The organism is Sulfurihydrogenibium subterraneum DSM 15120, assembly GCF_000619805.1.
GTDB lineage: Bacteria > Aquificota > Aquificia > Aquificales > Hydrogenothermaceae > Sulfurihydrogenibium > Sulfurihydrogenibium subterraneum.
In genome coordinates, this window is sequence record NZ_JHUV01000008.1 from 106,503 (window position 1) to 123,178 (window position 16,676).

A 16,676-nucleotide genomic window follows, 5' to 3' on the forward strand; every position below is an offset into this window, starting at 1 on the left:
CTCCTAATTAAATTTTTTTAAGCTTTTTAATCTCTTCTAATACTTCATCAATAGATTCTTCTATTCTTTCTGGTTTCCAAATTTTCACAATATAGCCTTTTTCGTTAACAAGTATTCCTGTCCTTACTATCTTTTCCTTCTCTATTCCATTTACATTAACCTTTTCATACGCACCTAATCCTTTTATAACAGTTAAAGTTGGATCTGATAAAAGCTCAAATGTTATGTTGTGATCTGATTTAAATTTTCTATGAACTTCAACAGGGTCTTCACTTATCCCAACAACAATTACTCCTAAAGATGAGATTTTTTCCAAGTTTTCCTTAAATGGGCATTCAGATCTGTTACATCTAAATTTTTCATCTGTTGGATATATGTATATGAAAATAGGTTTGCCATTCCCTAAAAGTTGATTTAAAGAAACTTTTTTGTCTTCTGCATTAAGTAGCTCAAAATTTTGGATTATTTCTGCCATGTTTATTCTCCTTTAATTTCTATCTGTTAATTAAAAATTTTAACACAAAGCAAAAAAAAAGCAAATTTCTTGATAAATGTTTTTATGGTATCATATTTTTCTTATTGAGAATTGTTTTTAAATTATTGGAGGATACTATGGAGAAGTTGATTATATTTGATACAACTTTAAGAGATGGAGAGCAAGCTCCCGGATTTTCTATGACAGTTGAAGAAAAAGTAAAAATGGCTTTACAACTTGAAAAGTTAGGAGTAGATGTTATTGAGGCAGGATTTGCTGCAGCTTCAGAAGGAGATTTTGAAGCTGTAAAAAGAGTAGCAGAAGAGATAAAAAATGCTAAAGTTTGTTCGTTGGCACGAGCATTACAGTCTGATATAGATAAAGCAGGAGAAGCACTTACACCAGCTGAAAATAGAAGAATACATACATTTATAGCAACATCTCCAATCCATATGCAGTATAAATTAAAAATGTCACCAGATGAAGTTGTAGAGAGGGCTATTGCAGCTGTAAAGTACGCTTTAAAATACACAGACGACGTTGAGTTTTCAGCAGAGGACGCTTTTAGGTCGGAAAGAGAGTTTTTATACAGAGTTTTTGAAGCTGTTATAAAAGCTGGAGCTAAAACTATAAACGTTCCAGATACTGTAGGTTATGCCATTCCAGAAGAGTTTGGACAGCTTATAGCAGATATAAAAAACAACGTTCCAAATATAGACAAAGCTGTTATAAGTGTTCACTGTCATAACGACCTTGGTTTAGCAGTGGCAAACTCTCTATCAGCTGTAAAAAACGGAGCAAGGCAGGTTCACGCTACAGTTAACGGTATTGGAGAAAGAGCAGGAAATGCAGCTGTAGAAGAAGTAGTAATGGCTATAAAAGTCAGACACGACTACTTTAAAGGTATTTACACAACTGTAAACACAAAAGAGATATATAAGACAAGCAGATTACTTTGTAGAATCACTGGAAGTTTTGTCCAGCCAAACAAGGCAATCGTAGGAGATAACGCCTTTGCCCATGAAGCTGGTATACACCAACACGGAATATTGGCGCATAGAGAAACTTACGAAATAATGAGAGCTGAAGATGTTGGAGTTCCTAAATCAAAAATAGTATTGGGAAAACACTCAGGAAGACACGCATTTAAAACAAGACTTCAGGAGTTGGGATACACCAATCTAACAGATGCAGAGATAGACTCACTATTTATAAAGTTTAAAAAACTTGCAGACAAGAAAAAAGAAGTTTTTGATGAAGATATAGAAGCATTGATATTAGAAGAGTTTTCTTTCTTTGAAAATAAAGTAAAAGTAAACTACTTCCACGTCGTAAGTGGAGATAACGTTATACCTTCAGCAACAGTGAAAATAGAAAAAGACGGAGAAGAAATTGTATCCACAGCTTCAGGCGATGGACCGATAGATAGCGTAATTAATGCAGTAGAGAAAGCCTTGGATATAAAAGGAAAGCTCTTAGATTACACTATAAGATCTTTATCTTCAGGTAAAGATGCTATGGGAGAAGTTAGAGTATTGGTTAGATTTGATGATACAGATTATGTTGCCTCTGGAAAAGGAACATCAACAGACATTATAGAAGCAAGTTTAAAAGCTTACGTTGATGCTTACAATAAATACACTGCAAGAAAGGCATTTTTACAAAAAAGGATATCAGAAGGAGTGTAAATGAGAAAGCTATTTGTACTCTTATTTTTTATTTTAATTTTCGGTTTAGCTTATTTTAGCGGAATTCTAAACTTTTCAAAACCAATAGTAGAGTACAAAGGTTTAAACTCTTTAGGTAGTGAAGGTATTATTGATGTTAATGTAAAAGATGAAAAACCGGGTCTAAACAGCGTAGAGGTGTTTTTAAAACAAGGAAATCAAATTGTAAAAATATACAGCACTAATTTAGACGGTAAAAAAGAGGAAGAGATAAAAATTAAAGTAAATCCAAAAAGTTATGGATTTTTAGAAGGTAAAGGAAGCATAATAGTAGAAGCAACAGATAAATCCTTACTTAAAAACAAAGCTATATTAGAAAAAGAAATTAACTTTGATTTTACGCCACCTACCATCTCAATAGTAAATTACACTCAAAATATGATAAATGGTGGAACTGGATTTGTATTTTTCCAATCTAATGAAGAACTAAAAGATGCAAATGTTAATGTAGGTGAGGTTAACTTTAAATGTTTAAAGATAAATCAGACTTATATCTGTCCTTTTAGCATTCCATACTACTTTGATAGTGTAAAACCTATAATCTTGAACGTATCTGATTATGCAGGAAATGATATAAAGCAAGGTTTAGGAATAAATATAAAATGGATAACTTATGCAAAATCTATTTTAGATATAGATGATAACTTTATAGAAAATAAAGTAAAACCATTGTCAGATAAAAACTTTAACAATCCAGTTGACCTTTTTAGGTATGTAAACGTAGAAATTAGAAAAAGAAACGAAGATTTAATACACAAAAAATCATCAGAATGTAAAAACTTAAAACCTATGTTTGAAGGAGAATTTATATATTTGGAAAACTCAGCCAAACTGGGTGGTTTTGCAGACTATAGAAAATACAGGTATAACGGTCAAATAATAGAAGGAGCAGACGCATATCACAAAGGATTTGATTTTGCTTCTGTAAAAAATGCCAATGTTAAAGCTTCTAACAATGGAGAAGTTGTTTTTGCAGGATTTTTAGGCATATACGGAAACAGTGTAATAATAGACCATGGTTTATGTGTCTATACTCTTTACTCTCACTTAAGCCAGATTAATGTTAAAGAAGGACAAAAAGTAGTCAAGGGACAACTTATCGGAAAAACAGGAGCTACTGGTTTAGCCGTGGGAGACCACTTACACTATGGTGTTTTAGTAAACGGTATAGAAGTAAACCCTGTAGAATGGTTTGATATAAAATGGCTAAACACAAGATTCTACGATACATACAAAACAATAGGAGGTGAAAAGTAGATGAAGTTTTTCATTGACACAGCAGATATAGAAGAGATAAGAAAAGCCAACAGTTTAGGATTTTTAGACGGAGTTACCACAAACCCTACATTGATAGCAAAAACAAAAAGACCATTTATGGAAGTTGTTAAAGAAATTCTAAGTGAAATTCCTGATAAACCTGTGAGCCTTGAAGTTGCAAGCACAGACTTTCAAGGAATGGTAAGAGAAGGTGAAAAATTAGCAGAACTTGGAAAAAACGTAGTAATAAAAATACCAATGACTGTAGAAGGATTAAAAGCTGTAAAATATTTTGAAAGCAAAGGAATAAAAACAAATGTAACACTTGTTTTTTCACCTGCACAAGCACTGCTTGCTATGAAGTTAGGAGCTTCTTACATATCACCTTTTGTAGGTCGTTTAGACGATATAAGCCATACAGGAATGGATTTAATAAGGCAGATAAAGACAATAAAAGAAAACTACTGTTTTAAATCAGAAATAATCGTAGCATCTGTGAGAAATCCGATACATGTTCTTGAATCTGCAATAATAGGAGCAGATATAGCAACAATACCTTACAATGTAATATCTCAACTTGCAAAACATCCATTAACAGATATAGGATTAGAAAGATTTTTAAAAGACTGGGAAAGTGTACCAGAAAAACCTTTTTAAAGATGAAGTACCGAAAAAAAGGTATAAAAAGAGAGCATTCAATAATAGAAGATTTTGAGAAAGACCTACAGACCCTCGTCGAAGAGGGTCTTATAAAATCAGCAATTCCTGGTAGAATATACACAAGTCCGAAAGCACAAAGCGGTAGAAAGGTAATAACTTACCAGTATGATACAGAATCGGGAGCAAAACTACTAATAAAAAAAGGTTCAACTGTTCAAGAAGTGTTTGTTATTACAGATAAAAGAGAAGAGTTAAAAGAGTATGTAAAAACTAAATATATTATATAAGTTATTAAAATTCAAGTATTTTTTTCTTAAATTTATCCTATTAATTCTACCACAAAATTTTTTATTGTCAAAAATTTTTTTCTATTATCTATTAAAAATTTTTAATATAATGAAAACCCCAAAATAAAATAAAAGGGTTAAAATGGAAAGCAAGGAAATTTTCACAAACAAAATATGGGTTAATGTCCTTGCTGATTTGAAGGAAAAAGTGGATGAAAACACATATTCCTTACTTTCTGGATTAGATAATGTAGAAATCAAAAACAACAGTTTATATATATATACACCAGATAATGTATATAAAACATGGATTTTAGCAGATTTGTTAGAAGATATAACTTCATCTGCTAAAAAAGTGATAGGACAAGATGTTAATATCAAAGTTATTTCATTAAAAGAGATAAAAAACCAAAAAAAAGAGGAAGAAAAAAAACAAGAAGACAAAAACTTTTACGGATATCTAACTTTAAATCCAAAGTTAACTTTTAAAAACTTGGTCATAGGAAATAACAATAAGGTTGCATACCAATCATGTATAGCAGTGGCAGAAAATCCCGGAAAAATATTTAATCCACTTTTTATTTATGGAGATGTTGGTCTTGGAAAAACTCATATGTTACATGCTACTGCATACCATTTACTAAAAAGAAATCAAAATGCAAAAATAATATATACAACAGCAGACACGTTCGCATCTGAGATGTTTTCTTATATCCAAAAAGGAATGATTTTAGAGTTTAGAAAGAGATACAAAGATGTTGATTTACTACTGATGGATGATATTCAATTTCTTGTTGGTAAAGAGAGAACTCAAATTGAGTTTTATCACATATTTAACATTCTTTATACTACAGGAAAACAGATTATACTATCATCAGATCAGCCACCAAATAGTCTTAGAGGTATAGAAAAAAGATTAATAAGTAGATTTAATAGCGGCTTAATCGTGGAAATAACAAAGCCAGACTTAGAAACAAAAATCAGTATAATAAATAAAAAGGCAAGTGAATACAACATAGCAATACCCCGAGAAGTTGCAATCTTTTTATCAAAAATAGTAAACTCAAGTGTTAGAGAACTTGAAGGAGCTGTTAAAAGATTAAAGGCATACTGTGAGATAATGGGAAGACCATTAAACCTTGAAACAGCAAAAACAGTTTTAAAAGATATTGTAGAGCTGAAAGAAATTAAACCTATTTCTGTAGAAACTATTATAGATGAAGTTTGCAATTACTTCAAAATTGATAAAAAAGATTTACTTAGTGATAAGAAAAATAAAAACTTGGTCATTGCAAGGCAAATAGCTATGTATTTATCAAAGACCCTTACAGAAGAGTCATTGTCCTCACTATCTACATACTTTAAAAAGAAAAATCACTCGACTATTATAAGTGCTTGCAATAAAGTAGAAGATTTAATTGATAAAGATAGAAAATTTAAGTTGATAGTAGACTTTCTAAAAGATAAACTTATTGCATCATAATAAGGTTTAGTATATCATCTTCGTCAAGAACAAATTCTTTATAGAAAATAACTAAACAAAAATTACCAAATTTTTTACTAAAAATATATTTAAAACCTAATTCTTTATTTATTTCATTATTTACATAAAGTTTATCATCACATAATTTTTCAGTAATAAAACTATAATCCAACTCACAACCATACTTAAAATAATCATTTTTTTCCAAATCATACACTATTATACAGTCAGCGTTTAATATATCGTACAAAAACTTACCAAAAAACATAGGAGATATTTTACCTTTTTTAAAAAGGTTTAATGTTGTTGAAACTTCGTAGTATTTTTTATAAAACTCTGATTTAGATTTACATTTTAGGAAGTTTAAAAAACTCTCTTGGGCAGTAGAAATTTTTTTTGATACTAATTCATTTAAATTTTTATTTAAATAAACGTTTTTAATAAGAAACAAATTTACACCGATAACAAAAGATACATAGAAAAAATCATAGAAGTTCGTTTGGTAAAAATTATAAACAACAACGGGCATAGTTATTAAACTTAAGAATAAAATATGTTTTAAGTTATTTTCAGGAATCAAAAGAAGATAGTAAAATAATAAAAAATAAATGTTTCCTGTCGCATATGAAAAGTAAGTAAGCATAACAAGATCAGAGGTATAAACGAAAAATTTTAAAAATTTATGTTGTAAAAGTGGACTGATTAAAAAAGATCCAACCGTATAAGCCAAAATTAAAAATAAAAGAGGATATTTGTAATCATAGTTAAAAAAATAGACATATCCGACTAAAGTTAATGATATTAAAAGTTTTATAATAAAGTTTAATTTATATATCATTATAATACCCTATTTGTAAAATCCATCAAAAACGCTAAAGGCTTATTTATCAGATGAGGAGTAAAAAAGGTTTTATCCATTCTATCTGTAAATGCATAATTATCATCTATCAAAAAAAGGATAGTTTTTATATCAGGTTTATATTTAGTTTTAACGTTTTTTATTATTACATCTACACCAGAACTTTTAGAAGATTTTATAACTTTTTTAAAATCTTCATGCAAAAACTTATATAAACCTACATAATTGTATCCAGATCCAGCATTTTTTAAATCAATGTTGTAAAGAATATTATTTAAGTCAATAGAAGAGTTATAAAAATCTAAAAAGTAATCTCTTGCGTTTTCAGAGTAAATAAATACTCTAATTCTAAATCCTTTTGGCATTCTAATGTTTAAGAATCTATTTATTATCTCTTTAAGTAGCTGTAAAGAGGAGTACTCTATAAGGTTATCTGGATTAGATACAGGCATGGAGATGGTTGTAAATTTTTCCCCATACCCAATATCACAGTAGTAAATATCTTTTTTAACTTCTTTAAAATTTATAATATTTTCAAAAACATCTAAAACCTTTTTCACTTTATCTCAACAATCCAATTTTTATACTTTTCTACCTTTCCTCTTACTGCGTCAAAGTAGATATCTTTTATCTTTTTAGTTATCTCTCCAACAGTTCCACTTCCTATTTTTCTACCGTCTATCTCTATCACAGGTGATATTTGAGCTCCTGTTCCACAGAAAAACACCTCATCAGCCACATAAAGCTCTGTTCTTGCAAGACTTCTTTCTATAACAGAAATTCCTAAGTCAGATGCAATATCAATCACAGCTTTTCTTGTTATACCTTCTAAAATATCATCACTAACAGGCGGAGTTATAAGTTTTCCATCTCTTACTATAAATATATTCTCTGCACTTCCTTCAGATACAAAACCGTTTTTATTTAAGACAATTGCTTCTTCTGCACCAGCCAACAATGCTTCTGTTTTTGCTAAAGCGCTGTTTACGTAGGCTCCTGTAACTTTCAGTCTCGGTGGAATCATATTATCGTTAAGTCTTACCCAAGATGAGACTTTTGCTTTAATACCTTTGTCTGTATCTATGTAGTCTCCAAGTGGGAGTGTGTATATGGCAATCTTTGCAGTATAACCGATTAACTTTGGACCTATTGCAAGGTCAGAGAAGTAAACTATTGGTCTAATATAAACATCTTCTTTATGGTTGTTTCTTTTTACTAACTCTTTTGTTATCTCCACTAATTCATCTATACTCTCTTCTATTTCCATATTCAATATTCTCATATTTTTAAAAAGTCTTTGGTAATGTTCTTTGAAAAATAGACCGTACATAGTATCATTTTCTTTGTTGTAGTAAGCTCTTATCCCTTCAAATACAGCTGTTCCATAGTGAAAAGAGTTTGTTTTAATGCTGATTTTTGCCTCTTCTTCTTCCACAAATTTATTTTCAAAGTAAACTATACCCATACAATTCCTCCTGATTTTTGTTAAAAAATTTTATCATTTTAATATTTGTGTTGCAATTTGTTTTTAAAAAGGTTAAAATATTCTGTATTAATTAAATTTTAGGAGGTATGAAAGTTAATGGCAACAGTCGTAGTAGAAGGAGATTTTGAAAAAGCATTAAAGAAATTCAAAAAGATTATTGAAAAAGAAGGTATCTTAACAGAATATAAAAGAAGAGAGTTTTACGAAAAACCATCTGTTAAAAGAAAAAGAAAAGAAAGAGCTGCAAGAAAAAGATTAATAAAGGCATTAAAGAAAAAGGGATTGCTGTAAATGGCTGAGCTTTTCAAAAAGCTTCAAGAAGAAATGAAAGCCGCTATGAAAAGCGGCGATAAAGATAGATTATCTACTATCAGAATGTTAATCTCAGAGATTAAAAAAGTTCAGATAGATTCAAAAAAAGAACTTTCCGATGAAGAGATTATATCAATTCTTCAAAAGTACGTAAAACAGAGAAAGGAAGCTTATCAGCAATACTCACAAGCAGGAAGAGAAGATTTAGCTAACAAAGAACTTAAGGAGGTAGAAGTAGTACAAGAGTTTTTACCTCAACCTCTTTCAGAAGAGGAAATCAGTGAAATAGTTGAAGAGACAATTAAAGAAGTTGGTGCAACCTCTGTTAAAGATATGGGAAAAGTTGTTAAGGCAGTAATGGAAAAAGTTAAAGGAAGAGCTGAAGGGTCTGTTGTAAGTAAAATAGTTAAAGAAAAGTTAAGTTAATTACGAAAAGTAATTATGCTTGATTTTATACTTGTCTTGGCTTTTTTATACTTTTTACTACTTGGTATTTATAGAGGTTTTTTAAATCTTGTTTTTAAATTTTTGGGTTTTTTTAGCGGTATCTTTGTAGGTATCGCTTTTTATAAACCCTTTAGTAGCATACTTTCTAATGTCTTCTCTGCAAGTCCCTCAGTAATAAACTTTTTATCATTTCTACTTATTATTCTTGCTGTAATGGGTTTTAGTCTAATACTGGAAAAAGTATTAAAAAGATTTATCTACACTAAAAAATACATAAAGTTAGGAGATAGAATCTTGGGCGGAGTTTTAGGAATTTTTGTCTTTGTTGCCTGTGTCTTGTTTTTGGTTAATTTAAAAGAAAAGAATGAAATTGCAAACACTCTACTATCCAAATCTCAAATCGTATCATTTATTTCCAAAAGCAATTATAAAAACTGATTATATACAACTTGAACTTGACCTAAAGATATTCCTCCATCGTTAGGAGGTACGTTTTTATGATATAGAAATTTCTTCTTATTACCTTTTTCGATCAAAAGATTTAATAGAACTCTGTTTTGGAAAACTCCTCCTGAAAACCCTACTGGCAGGTCAAACTCTTTTGAAACGTCTAAAATAATTCTAACAAGCGTATTTATAAATCTTGAAACTTTTACTGATACTTCACTTTTGTCAAATATCAAATCTATAAAAGTATTATCGTATTTTATTAGTCCATTTTTTATTTCATATGAGTAATGGTCTTTTACAGTATGATCGTAAAACTTTTCCATTATCATACCAGACTGCCCTTCGTAAGACAAAGTCTGGCGTATATTTAACAATGACGCTACAGCATCAAAAAGTCTTCCAACGGAGGAAGACAATGGGCTTTTTAATCCTTTTTCCCATATAGTATAAAAGCTTTCTATTTGTTTTTCAGAAACCTCTCTTACCGGTGTCGGGTTTAAATTTAAAACATCTTTTCCGAAAATTTTAAACAAGATTGACAGAGCTACTCTTTTTGGCTCTTTTACCGCTTTTTCTCCTCCAAGCAGTTTAAAATAATCAAAATGAAATACTCTATTAAACCCTGTGTAATCACAGACCAAGAACTCCCCTCCCCAGAGGTTGCCGTCAGCTCCGTATCCTGTTCCATCCCAACAAACAGCAAGTATTTTTTCGTTTTGAATCTGGTTATCAGCCATTAAAGATAAAGCATGGGCGTAATGGTGTTGAACTTGAATTAATTTTATATCAAAGTTAGATGTAAATTCTTTTGCCCATTTTGTTGAATAATAAAAAGGATGTAAGTCTGATACTACCACGTCAGGGAAAAAATTATATAATTCAAAGAAAGTATTTATAATTTCTTCAAAATTTTGCCGAGAAGATACTGTTTCTAGGTCTCCTATATGTTGAGAAATAAAAGCTTTATCATCTATTCCTAAGGCTATAGTTACTTTTTGGTGTCCTCCTACTGCTAAAACTTTATTTTTGAGTTTAAAAGGTAATTTAACTGGAAGTGGTGCATATCCTCTACTTTTACGTATAAAGAACATCTTATCTTTAACAGAAAAAACTACAGAATCATCTACTCTGTTTTTTATATCTCTGTTATGTACAAGAATGTAATCTGTAAAGTTTGAAAGTTTCTCAAAGGCTTCATCGTTATCTTTTACAATTGGCTCATCAGAAAGGTTTGCAGAAGTCATTACAAGAGGTTTTCCTGTAATTGTCAAAAGTAAATGGTGTATAGGTGAGTAAGGTAAAAAAACACCTATTTTATCTATATCAGGGGCTATTTTATCTGATAAATCAGTATTTTCTCTCTTTTTTATTAAGACTATCGGTTTTTCTGCAGAAGTTATTAAAATTTCATCAAAATCAGAGGGTTCTCCATATTTTTTTATAGTTTCTAAATCTTTAAACATTACTGCAAAAGGCTTCTCAAATCTTTTCTTTCTCTCTCTTAATGTAGAGACAGATGTGTCATTTGTAGCATCACACACGAGATGGAATCCGCCTATACCTTTAACTGCGACTATTTTTCCTTTAAGAATTAAACTTTTTAGTATTTCTATAGCCTCTAACGACTTTGCTATAAGTTGCTTATCCTTTGTATAAAGAAAAATTTCAGGACCGCACACAGGACAGGCATTTGGTTGAGCATGAAATCTTCTGTTTGATGGGTCTGTATATTCTCTTTTACATTCAGGACACATTTTAAACTTTTTCATTGTGGTGTTTTCTCTATCATAAGGGAGCTTTTCTATAATTGAAAATCTGGGACCACAGTTTGTACAGTTTATAAAAGGATACATGTATCTTCTATCTGATGGGTCGTACAACTCTCTTAAACATTCATCACACGTGGATATATCTGGAAGTATAAAAACGTTTTTTTCAGTATTAGAATTACTTTCTAAAATTTTAAAATCTTCGTAATTTTTTAATTCTTCAGAAAATTCTACAGATTGAGAAAATATGTTAGCAAGTCTTGGTTTTTCATTATGTATAGAAAGGATAAAATCTTTTATAACTTTTTCCTCTCCTTCCACCTCTATAAATACGCCTTTACCGTCATTTAACACAAATCCATTCAGTCTATATCTCCTAGCCAGATTGTATACAAAAGGTCTAAAGCCAACTCCTTGAACAGCTCCAGTAAGCTTTATTATAGCTCTCTTAATCAATAAACATTCCACCCAAGACAAAATTTTCTTGACTAACAGAAAGTAGTTTATTTGTAAATAAGTTATATCTGCTAAGATGTTTTAAAATTCTACCTGTTAAGACTGTATTACTTAAAAAGTCTCCCGTAATAATTACGTTTTTAGTATCAAACTTTGTGGATATTTTACTTACTTGGTTTTCTATAAACTCTGAAAATCCTTCTATCATTGAAAAAGAGATTATTTTTTCATCATCTCCAGCTAATCTATAAGACATCAAACTAGCCAACGCCTTTTGCCAATCTATGTAAAAAGATCCCTTATCTTCTCTAATTACAAAATCTACCATAAGCCCTCTTGAAGTTTTAAAATCTAAGGCAAAGCTTTCTATTGTATCCACATCCCCTATATTAAGGATTTTTCCCATAATATTAAAAATAGATTTTAATCCATTGGTAAATCCTAAACTCTCATTCAAATCTTTATTCTCTACATTAGGATTGAATTTTTCTATGTACCTTTTTACTAATCTGTCGTACTCCGGTGAAAGATTTGATATTTCATTTAACACTGAAGATATTATTTGATTCTCATTTTTAAAGTACTTTAAAGGAAGTACTTTTATAAGAGGTTTTATATCTGATTTTTTTATTGCTATCACACTTTCAAATTTCTTTGAGAGATATATACAGACAACTGATTCATCAAAAAGGTTATGTTCTGCTATAACAGACAGTATGGCTAGTTTATATGGATTGTAATTATCCAACTCTATAATTTCATTCTTTCCTAACTCTTTAATTTTATCTATCTTATCTATAAGATATTCATTCTTACCTATTTTTGTACATCCCAAATCTATATATTTAACGGTTTTTTCTACATCTTTATTTAATTTTAAAACAGCAGGGAATAAACCTCTCTCTCCTTCTAAAATTAAAGTTATACCTTGAACGACAGCCACTTTAAGCTCTTTTTGAGGATTTTCTATTTTTACATCAAAATCTAATCTGGGAGCTTCATAAGAATAATTTTTTTCATTTACAAACACATAATCTATTCCTTTTTTCTTTAAAAAGTCAGATAATGATACTAGTATGGGATCATCAGGAAGTTTAGCATACCAAAAATTTAAGTTAATATTCTCTTTTCTAGAGAATTCTTCTTTAAGTTGTAGTTTTACCAGAGGTTTTTCTATTGAAGCAAGTAGCTTTATTTCTTTGTTTGATAAGTACGCAATATTGTTTATATTTTCCATATTTGTTATTAAGATATACGAATCTGCTCTAAATTGTTTACAGATAGATTTATACCCGTTTAAAGTTTTTACCACAACATCTTTGCCGTTTTTTATATACTCTGCTAACTTTAAAAGTATGTTTATATTTGCTTGAGAATTTAAAGATAAGATTTCTTCATTGCCTTCATAAAATGATATAGGTACAAAACATTCATAACAAGATGTAAGAGGATACTTATATCTAAAACTATCTTTTGAGTTATACTCTTGTTGACAATTTTCACACATTTGAAAGTATTTAAAAATCGTATTGTTTCTATCAAATGGATAATGAAACAGATAACTGTACTGAAAACCACAAAAATTACAGGATATAAAAGGATACAGGTATCTTCTACTGTTTGGATCTAAGAGCTCCTGAGTACAAGAGGGACAAAGACCATAATTTACTGGAAGAATATTTAAAGTTTTGTTTTTTATGTAAAAATCTTCAATTAGGATTTCTTCCTCTAAAACATTTACGGAAGCATCATTCATAAAAAAAGATAGAGGCAGTTTTGAACCTAATGTCTCCATAAATGTCTTTATTTTATCCTCATTTGATGATACTACAATCTTTATTCCTTCTGAAGTTCTTTCAACATAACCTTTTACATTTTCTTTCTGTCCAATTCTTTTTACCAAAGGTAAAAATATATCATTTTGATATGGATATGGTATTTTAATTTCCAATGTAATCTCATCCATCTAAAAACTCCTTAAATTGTTGTATGACCCTATAAAATCAATGACAACATCTTGAATAGATTTATCGTTTATTTTCTCATAATTAACTCCTAAATTTTCGAGTTCTTTAAGTACAAGATTTATAAAAGGATGAAATACATTTTCTAAAGTTAATGTTAATCCTATTTCTGTTTTTGTTATGTCTTCTGGAACTACTCCTAAAACGATTACTTTTGCAGACTTACCTCCCAATGCTGCAAGATCAATCATCTGAAGTACTTCAACCTCATGAGCTGTTTGGTGATAATATGATAATCCTGCAAGATTTTCTCCCTCTATTCTATAGATAGAACCTGCCCTATCATTAACAGAGATAACATCAAGTAAGATTACATAGTCATAATCTTGAAAGTACTCAATAAGTTTAAAGCCTCCAGTTCCTCCATCTATTAGTGATATTTCAGGATTGAATCTGTAGTTTTGTTGTAAATATTTAACGGCAAAAACGCCAAAACCTTCATCTTTAAAAAGTATATTTCCTACTCCTAAAACTGCTATCTTCATAGCCCACCTCAAAATAAAAAAGGAAAGCCGGCTGCTATTAAGCCTTACTTTCCTCTTTTAACATTTTTTATTCCTTAACTCTTTTAAATTTGTAACCACCAAAGACTATAGCAATATCTCCTTCTTTCCAGAATATAGTTCTCCACACTTGATAGTAGATATGAAACATTACCCAAGCAAGGATTAAATACATTGTAAAATGGTGAACCAATCTAACTCCAGCAAGCCCACCAAATACCCACAAAGTCCAGTCAGTTGTAATGTGAAGAAGCCATGGCCACCAACTACCTATAGAAGAAAGACCACTTCCTAAACCGGCAACGTACATCTGAAATCCTGTAAATAACATTAACACTAACATTAGATGTAAAACTGTAAACCAAACGATATTGAAGCTGTCAGCATGAGAGCTATCAAAATTTTTTCTTCTGTTTAGAGTTATAAGATTTAGGAAAACTTCTTTAAATTCGTTAATATTTTGTTTAGTTGGTATTAACTTATAAGCATACCTTTCAAAGTTACTTCTAAAGTATAAGTATGCTATAACTACAGAGACAATATCCAATAAAAGAGCAGCCATAAAATGGAGAAATCTGTTATAAGCCATAACAAACTTGTAAGCTGCTGGTTCAGATATTAAAGCCTGATAGTATGGATTAGCTATGTAAAGACCTGTTATTACAGCTGTAATAATACAAAAAACATTAGTCCAGTGTATTATTCTCATCGTAACAGTCATTCTTTTTACGGGAATTAACTTTTCAGACATAACACATACCTCCGGATATTGGATCTATTTTATACTGTGCAATTTCTCTGCCTTTTGTATCTAATACATGTACAGCACAGGCTATACAAGGGTCAAATGAGTGTACTGTTCTCAATATTTCTAACGGCTGATCTGGATTAGAGAGTGTTATGTTTGAAACTAAAGAACTTTCATATGCACCCATTCTTCCTTTGTAATCTCTTGGTCCTGCATTCCAAGTGGAAGGGACAACCGCTTGATAATTTGCAACTTTTCCATCAACAATTCTCACCCAGTGTCCCAAAGCACCTCTTGGAGCTTCTGTAAGTCCATAACCTTTTAACTCTTTTCCTTTAGTTAATTTGTCATAATCAAATTTAGTCCATGTATCAAGGTTTCCTTTCGCTGCATTAGATGCAAGCTGATCTATCCATTCTATCATTACATCGGATATCATCCATGTTTCTATAGCTCGTGCAGCGGTTCTTCCTACAGTTGAAAAGAGCGCTTGAAGAGGTAATCCAGCAACTTTTAAAGCTTTATCTACATAGTTTTTAATTCTTTCATTTCCTGATGCGTATCCAACAATCATTCTTGCAAGTGGTCCAACCTCTACTCTTATATCATCGTATATAGGAGATTTTATCCATGAATACTTTTCATTGACTTTTAATAAGCCATTTTCATCAAACCCTGTGTAATTAGGATTTGTTTGACCATCAAAAGGATGTAATGGTTTATCTGTATTTTCATATTTGTACCAACTGTGTGTAACATCTTCTGTAACCTTAGATTGATCAAAAGGAATGACTTTTGTTAAATCTTTATTGACTACAATTCCTGAGGAAAATAGAAGTTTAGCTTTATAGTGAGGATTATCATCTAATGGAAAATCTCCGTAAACAAGGTAGTTTCCAAGACCAGCTCCCACACCGTTTAAAGCCTCATCTTTATAAACTTGTCCAGCCATTATAATATCAGGTATATAAGCTCTCAAAACAAAGTCTCTTGACTTTAAAAGAAGTTCTTTAAATAATGCTGCTCTTGCAGGGTTTTTAATATCTTGAACACACGTTACACCACCTACTACTATTGATTGTGGATGAGGGTTTTTACCACCATATATCGCCATCATTTGAGCCATCCATCTTTGAGCTTCCAAAGCTTCAAGATAGTGTGCAGTTGCTATCAGGTTCTGTTCAGGAGTAAATTTATAAGATTTGTTTCCCCAGTACGCATTTGCAAAAGGTCCTAATCTTCCAGATTCTACAAACTTTTTAAGTCTCTCCTGTATTGCTTTATACTGAGTTGGTGAGTTATACCAAGGATTTTCTGAATAATTTTCTGCTTCTTTTGCAGCTTTGTAAGGGTCTGCTTTTAAAGCTGAAACGATATCTACCCAATCAAGGGCATGTAAATGATAAAAATGAACAACGTGATCGTGAATATACAATGAGCCTTCTATCAGATTCCTCACCAATCTTGCGTTTGTTGGAGGTGTTATGCCCAATGCGTGTTCAACAGCTTTTATACTTGTCCAGTAATGTACACCTGTACAAACACCACATATTCTCATAGCTATAAGTCCACAATCTCTCGCATCTCTACCTTTAAGGATGGTTTCTATTCCTCTCCACATAGTTGAAGAACTGTAAGCATCGACAATTCTATTATTTTCATCTAAAACTACTTCTATTCTAAGATGTCCTTCAATCCTTGTAATTGGGTCTACTACTAATCTTTTAGACATC

The 16,676-nt window shown here is 30.7% G+C and carries 17 protein-coding genes; 8 read left to right on the forward strand and 9 right to left on the reverse strand.

Annotated features, from left to right (window positions below; translation table 11 throughout):
- Positions 1-7: 7 nt before the first annotated feature.
- Positions 8-475, reverse strand: a complete 468-nt coding sequence (locus tag Q385_RS0101280) for a peroxiredoxin (protein WP_028949922.1) — start codon at positions 473-475, stop codon at positions 8-10.
- A 137-nt stretch (positions 476-612) separates the two neighbouring features.
- On the opposite strand from Q385_RS0101280, the gene Q385_RS0101285 reads away from it, so the two are divergent.
- The 5 genes from Q385_RS0101285 to dnaA all read left to right on the forward strand — a co-directional run bounded on the left by Q385_RS0101285 (position 613) and on the right by dnaA (position 5,889).
- A complete protein-coding gene (locus Q385_RS0101285) occupies positions 613-2,163 on the forward strand; it encodes a 2-isopropylmalate synthase (RefSeq protein WP_028949923.1) in 1,551 nt (516 codons plus the stop codon).
- On the forward strand, positions 2,164-3,459 hold the full coding sequence (locus tag Q385_RS0101290) for a M23 family metallopeptidase (protein WP_028949924.1): 1,296 nt from the start codon (positions 2,164-2,166) through the stop codon (positions 3,457-3,459).
- Positions 3,460-4,116, forward strand: coding sequence for a fructose-6-phosphate aldolase (fsa, locus tag Q385_RS0101295; RefSeq protein ID WP_028949925.1), 657 nt, complete (start codon positions 3,460-3,462; stop codon positions 4,114-4,116). It abuts the gene before it with no gap.
- A 2-nt stretch (positions 4,117-4,118) separates the two neighbouring features.
- Positions 4,119-4,406 (forward strand): DUF2103 domain-containing protein, encoded by a 288-nt coding sequence (locus tag Q385_RS0101300; RefSeq protein WP_028949926.1) that lies wholly within the window; start codon positions 4,119-4,121, stop codon positions 4,404-4,406.
- A gap of 142 nt (positions 4,407-4,548) precedes the next feature.
- Complete coding sequence (gene dnaA / locus Q385_RS0101305; protein ID WP_028949927.1) at positions 4,549-5,889, forward strand: chromosomal replication initiator protein DnaA; 1,341 nt, start codon at positions 4,549-4,551, stop codon at positions 5,887-5,889.
- Here dnaA and Q385_RS0101310 read toward each other — a convergent pair.
- From Q385_RS0101310 to Q385_RS0101320, 3 genes are read right to left on the reverse strand one after another with little or no spacing between them, the layout of a single operon-like run.
- A complete protein-coding gene (locus tag Q385_RS0101310) occupies positions 5,876-6,727 on the reverse strand; it encodes a hypothetical protein (protein ID WP_028949928.1) in 852 nt (283 codons plus the stop codon). The two genes, dnaA and Q385_RS0101310, sit on opposite strands and share 14 nt — an antisense overlap.
- Positions 6,727-7,308: a hypothetical protein gene (locus Q385_RS0101315; RefSeq protein ID WP_028949929.1), complete on the reverse strand. Its 582-nt coding sequence runs from the start codon at positions 7,306-7,308 to the stop codon at positions 6,727-6,729. Before Q385_RS0101315 ends, Q385_RS0101310 begins: the two co-directional genes overlap by 1 nt.
- Positions 7,305-8,213 (reverse strand): branched-chain amino acid transaminase, encoded by a 909-nt coding sequence (locus Q385_RS0101320; protein WP_028949930.1) that lies wholly within the window; start codon positions 8,211-8,213, stop codon positions 7,305-7,307. Before Q385_RS0101320 ends, Q385_RS0101315 begins: the two co-directional genes overlap by 4 nt.
- A 117-nt stretch (positions 8,214-8,330) precedes the next feature.
- Here Q385_RS0101320 and rpsU point away from each other — a divergent pair, with 117 nt between their 5' ends.
- From rpsU to Q385_RS0101335, 3 genes are read left to right on the forward strand one after another with little or no spacing between them, the layout of a single operon-like run.
- Positions 8,331-8,525 (forward strand): 30S ribosomal protein S21, encoded by a 195-nt coding sequence (rpsU, locus tag Q385_RS0101325; protein WP_028949931.1) that lies wholly within the window; start codon positions 8,331-8,333, stop codon positions 8,523-8,525.
- Complete coding sequence (locus Q385_RS0101330) at positions 8,526-8,972, forward strand: GatB/YqeY domain-containing protein (RefSeq protein ID WP_028949932.1); 447 nt, start codon at positions 8,526-8,528, stop codon at positions 8,970-8,972. It abuts the gene before it with no gap.
- 15 nt (positions 8,973-8,987) lie between these two features.
- Positions 8,988-9,431, forward strand: a complete 444-nt coding sequence (locus tag Q385_RS0101335; protein WP_028949933.1) for a CvpA family protein — start codon at positions 8,988-8,990, stop codon at positions 9,429-9,431.
- On the opposite strand, the gene hypF is transcribed toward Q385_RS0101335, so the two are convergent.
- From hypF to Q385_RS0101360, 5 genes are all read right to left on the reverse strand, one after another.
- Complete coding sequence (gene hypF / locus Q385_RS0101340) at positions 9,419-11,668, reverse strand: carbamoyltransferase HypF (protein WP_028949934.1); 2,250 nt, start codon at positions 11,666-11,668, stop codon at positions 9,419-9,421. The two genes, Q385_RS0101335 and hypF, sit on opposite strands and share 13 nt — an antisense overlap.
- Positions 11,661-13,634, reverse strand: a complete 1,974-nt coding sequence (locus tag Q385_RS0101345; protein ID WP_028949935.1) for an acylphosphatase — start codon at positions 13,632-13,634, stop codon at positions 11,661-11,663. Before Q385_RS0101345 ends, hypF begins: the two co-directional genes overlap by 8 nt.
- Entirely contained in the window at positions 13,635-14,177 is a 543-nt protein-coding gene (locus Q385_RS0101350; RefSeq protein ID WP_028949936.1) for a HyaD/HybD family hydrogenase maturation endopeptidase, read from the reverse strand.
- Between the two features lie 67 nt (positions 14,178-14,244).
- On the reverse strand, positions 14,245-14,946 hold the full coding sequence (locus Q385_RS0101355) for a cytochrome b/b6 domain-containing protein (protein WP_028949937.1): 702 nt from the start codon (positions 14,944-14,946) through the stop codon (positions 14,245-14,247).
- A complete protein-coding gene (locus Q385_RS0101360; protein ID WP_028949938.1) occupies positions 14,939-16,675 on the reverse strand; it encodes a nickel-dependent hydrogenase large subunit in 1,737 nt (578 codons plus the stop codon). Before Q385_RS0101360 ends, Q385_RS0101355 begins: the two co-directional genes overlap by 8 nt.
- Position 16,676: the final 1 nt, after the last annotated feature.